This window comes from Brucella tritici, from assembly GCF_902825325.1.
Lineage (GTDB): Bacteria > Pseudomonadota > Alphaproteobacteria > Rhizobiales > Rhizobiaceae > Brucella.
Window position 1 is genome coordinate 1 of record NZ_CADEAR010000068.1, and the last position, 771, is coordinate 771.

A 771-nucleotide genomic window follows, 5' to 3' on the forward strand; every position below is an offset into this window, starting at 1 on the left:
CTCGATCGCGCCAACCAGGGCGAAGAGATCGTCATCATGCGTGGCAACGAAGTTTACGCCCGCATCGGTCCAGCAGCTGACGGCGGCAAGCGCCCTTTTGGCCTGTTGCGCCATCGTCGCCTGCCCGACAACCTGTTCGATACAGTTGATGCAGAGCAGGCGGCGATCGATGCCGGAGACTGGAATGATGATACCGGCGTCTGGTTAGGCAAACCCAACAATAGCGAAAACACGCAATGAAAATCCTGCTCGACAGCCACGCCGTATACTGGTGGACAATCGGTAGTGATCGCCTGTCCACGAAGGCACGATCGCTGATCGAGGATAAGGCAAATGCTATCCTCGTCAGTGCGGTCACGTTCTATGAGCTGGACAACAAGATGCGCCTGAACAAGCTTGATCTCAAGCCCCAGGAACTGCGGGCAGCCGTCACGGAAAGCGGCCTGCAAACACTAGCCATCACCGATCTGCATGCCGAACTTGCAGCAAATTTTGATTGGGAACATCGCGATCCGTGGGACCGGATTCTTGCCGCTCAGGCGCGGCTTGAGCACTGCACTTTCATCTCGACGGATATGGCGTTCGACGCGATTCTGCATGAGCGCGTCTGGTAAGGGCAGTGGCGGTGAAGGTATTCGTGGACATTGCCGAGGCAGCGGAGCGATTTGACGAACTGATTGACTTCGTTTTGCGCGATGACGAGGTTGTCATCTGTCGAGCTGGCGATCCTATTGCCGCGATCGTGCCAATTTCGCAGAACGGCCAGGGCAC

3 protein-coding genes are annotated in these 771 nt (G+C 56.8%); all 3 read left to right on the forward strand.

The genetic code is table 11. From position 1 onward, the window contains the following. Positions 1-240 (forward strand): type II toxin-antitoxin system Phd/YefM family antitoxin (locus tag HWX93_RS22675; RefSeq protein WP_176038812.1); only part of this gene is annotated, 240 nt, incomplete at its 5' end. After that, positions 237-614, forward strand: coding sequence for a type II toxin-antitoxin system VapC family toxin (locus tag HWX93_RS22680; protein ID WP_176038813.1), 378 nt, complete (start codon positions 237-239; stop codon positions 612-614). The genes HWX93_RS22675 and HWX93_RS22680, both read left to right, overlap by 4 nt. Positions 615-637: 23 nt before the next feature. Continuing rightward, positions 638-771 (forward strand): type II toxin-antitoxin system Phd/YefM family antitoxin (locus tag HWX93_RS22685; protein ID WP_176038814.1); only part of this gene is annotated, 134 nt, incomplete at its 3' end.

What these genes read in the sequence shown, in the direction of transcription:
- HWX93_RS22680 (WP_176038813.1), top strand. Translation starts at nt 237, where the DNA reads ATGAAAATCCTGCTCGACAGCCACGCCGTATACTGGTGGACAATCGGT.